Origin of the sequence: Paracoccus acridae (assembly GCF_014642735.1) — a bacterium.
Classification (GTDB): Bacteria; Pseudomonadota; Alphaproteobacteria; order Rhodobacterales; family Rhodobacteraceae; genus Paracoccus; species Paracoccus acridae.
In genome coordinates this window covers 1-1,231 of sequence record NZ_BMIV01000069.1, presented here as the reverse complement: position 1 = coordinate 1,231, position 1,231 = coordinate 1, and the positions used below count along the sequence as shown (strand labels likewise).

Annotated in this window: 1 protein-coding gene; it reads right to left on the bottom strand. The window is 64.8% G+C overall.

Going from position 1 to position 1,231, the window contains the following annotated elements; translation table 11 throughout:
• Positions 1-55 precede the first annotated feature (55 nt).
• A partial coding sequence (gene tuf, locus IEX25_RS19740; RefSeq protein WP_103175185.1) for an elongation factor Tu occupies positions 56-1,231 on the bottom strand: 1,176 nt, incomplete at its 5' end.

The following is a 1,231-nucleotide window of genomic DNA, read 5'->3' as shown; positions in this document are numbered from 1 at the left end:
GAAAAAGCCCGCCCCTTTCGGGACGGGCCTTGTTGTCACCGCGATGCGGCTCGGATCACTTGATGATCTTGGAGACCACGCCGGCGCCGACAGTGCGGCCGCCTTCGCGGATGGCGAAGCGCAGCTTTTCTTCCATGGCGATCGGCGCGATCAGCTCGACCTCGAACTTCAGGTTGTCGCCCGGCATCACCATCTCGGTGCCCTCGGGCAGCTTGACGGTCCCGGTCACGTCCGTGGTGCGGAAGTAGAACTGGGGACGGTAGTTCGCGAAGAACGGCGTGTGGCGGCCGCCTTCCTCCTTGGTCAGGATATAGGCCTCGGCCTCGAAGACGGTGTGCGGGTTCACCGACTTGGGCTTGCACAGCACCTGCCCGCGCTCCACGCCGTCACGGTCGATGCCGCGCAGCAGCACGCCCACGTTGTCGCCCGCTTCCCCGCGATCCAGGAGCTTGCGGAACATCTCGACGCCGGTGCAGGTGGTCTTCTTGGTGTCGCGGATGCCCACGATCTCCAGTTCGTCGCCCACGTTGACCGCGCCGCGCTCGATCCGGCCGGTCACGACCGTGCCGCGGCCCGAGATCGAGAACACGTCCTCGATCGGCATCAGGAAGGGCTGGTCCACCGCGCGCTCGGGCGTGGGGATGTATTCGTCCACCGCCGCGATCAGCGCCTTGATCGAGTTCTCGCCGATCTCGGGGTCGCGGCCTTCCAGCGCCGCCAGCGCCGAGCCCTTGATGATCGGAATGTCGTCGCCCGGATAGTCGTAGGAGGACAGCAGCTCGCGCACCTCCATCTCGACCAGTTCCAGCAGTTCCTCGTCATCGACCTGGTCGACCTTGTTCAGATAGACGACCATGAAGGGGATGCCCACCTGGCGGCCCAGCAGGATGTGTTCGCGCGTTTGCGGCATCGGGCCGTCGGCGGCGTTCACCACCAGGATCGCGCCGTCCATCTGCGCCGCGCCCGTGATCATGTTCTTCACATAGTCGGCGTGGCCCGGGCAGTCCACATGCGCATAGTGCCGCGTCGCCGATTCGTATTCCACATGCGTGGTCGAGATGGTGATCCCGCGCGCCTTCTCCTCGGGGGCGTTGTCGATCTGGTCGTAGCCCTTGAAGTCGCCGAAATACCGCGTGATCGCAGCCGTCAGCGTCGTCTTGCCGTGGTCGACGTGGCCGATCGTGCCAATGTTGACGTGCGGTTTCGTCCGTTCAAACTTTGCCTTTGCCAT